At 65.2% G+C, this 1,604-nt stretch carries 1 protein-coding gene; it reads left to right on the top strand.

The window, feature by feature from the left end; translation table 11 throughout:
* The first annotated feature begins 141 nt into the window (after positions 1-141).
* Positions 142-1,491: an IS30 family transposase gene (locus FCK90_RS15160; RefSeq protein ID WP_425481719.1), complete on the top strand. Its 1,350-nt coding sequence runs from the start codon at positions 142-144 to the stop codon at positions 1,489-1,491.
* The last annotated feature ends 113 nt before the right edge of the window (positions 1,492-1,604 follow it).

The following is a 1,604-nucleotide window of genomic DNA, read 5'->3' as shown; positions in this document are numbered from 1 at the left end:
GCGGATTCAACTGGTCGTCGCAACACCTCTCAATCGTGGAGGTGTTCAACGATGGTTACGGTGGATTGGAGCAAAAAGACCAGCGATGTGCCCGAAAGCACGCGTCGGCAGTGGCGTGCGGATCGTGCCCTGCGCCCGGCGATGCGTTCGCCCGGGCGGCCTGATCCATCGCGGGTAGTGCAGCGACAGTTCTGGGGTCTGATCGCGACGGGCATCACCTCAGCCGAAGCAGCGCTGAAGGTGGGCGTGTCCGTCCCGGTCGGGACCCGCTGGTTTCGCCACGCTGGCGGCATGCCACCGATCTCACTGACCGAGCCCACCGGCCGCTACCTGTCCTTCGAGGAGCGCGAAGAGATCGCGCTGTTGCGCGCGAAGCAGGTTGGCGTGCGCGAGATCGGCCGCAGGATCGGACGCGACCCCGGGACGATCTCTCGCGAGCTGCGCCGCAACGCTGCCACGCGCAGCGGGAAGCAGGAGTATCGGGCGTTGGTGGCGCAGTGGAAAGCACAGCAGGCGGCGAAGCGCCCGAAGCTGGCGAAGCTCGCGACCAACGAGAGGCTGCGTGACTACGTCCAAGAACGTCTCGAGGGGTCGGTGACCGGCGCTGATGGCACCGTCGTTGCTGGGCCGGTGACAACGGACTGGAAAGGTCGTAACAAGCCGCACCGGGCCGATCGCCGGTGGGCGAGGGCGTGGAGTCCAGAGCAGATCTCGCACCGTCTGAAGGTCGACTTCCCCGATGATGGGTCCATGCGAATCAGTCATGAGGCGATCTACCAGTCGTTGTTCATCCAGGGTCGAGGCGCGCTCAAACGCGAGCTCGTCACGTGCCTGCGAACAGGCCGCGCACTCCGCCAGCCGCGGGCGCGAGCGCAGAACCGGCCGCAAGGGCATGTCACCGCAGATGTCGTGTTCTCCCAGCGCCCCGCGGAGGCTGCCGACCGCGCCGCCCCCGGACATTGGGAGGGCGACCTGATCATCGGCACGGGCAGGTCCGCGATCGGTACGATCGTCGAACGCTCCAGCCGCTCGACCCTGCTGGTGCACCTGCCGCGACTGGAAGGCTATGGCGAGATCCCGTCTGTTAAAAACGGTCCCGCGCTGGGCGGTTATGGCGCAGTCGCGATGAACGAGGCGCTGATCGGGTCGATGACGAAGCTTCCCGAACAGCTCAGGAAGACGCTGACCTGGGACCGCGGCAAGGAACTCTCCGCCCATGCCCAGTTCGCGCTCGAGACGGGCACCAAGGTGTTTTTCGCCGATCCCCGCTCACCCTGGCAGAGGCCGACGAACGAGAACACCAACGGGCTGCTGCGCCAGTACTTCCCGAAAGGCACCGACCTCTCACGCTGGTCCGCCGAAGACCTCGAAGCAGTCGCACTCGCGCTAAATAACCGACCCCGCAAGAGCCTCGCCTGGAAGACACCAGCTGAGGTCTTCGAGGAGCAGCTACACTCACTCCAACAACCTGGTGTTGCAACGACTGATTGAACCCACGCAGTACACCTCGATCCGGTACACCGAGCACCTCGACCTTGAGGGCATCGTGCCCTCGATCGGGACCGTCGGCGACGCCTACGACTGTCAGTCTCTTTCTACCCGGT

This window comes from Kocuria coralli, assembly GCF_008831305.1.
GTDB lineage: Bacteria > Actinomycetota > Actinomycetes > Actinomycetales > Micrococcaceae > Kocuria > Kocuria coralli.
Note: the sequence above shows the minus strand (reverse complement) of the source record. Positions and strands in the feature narration are given on the sequence as shown.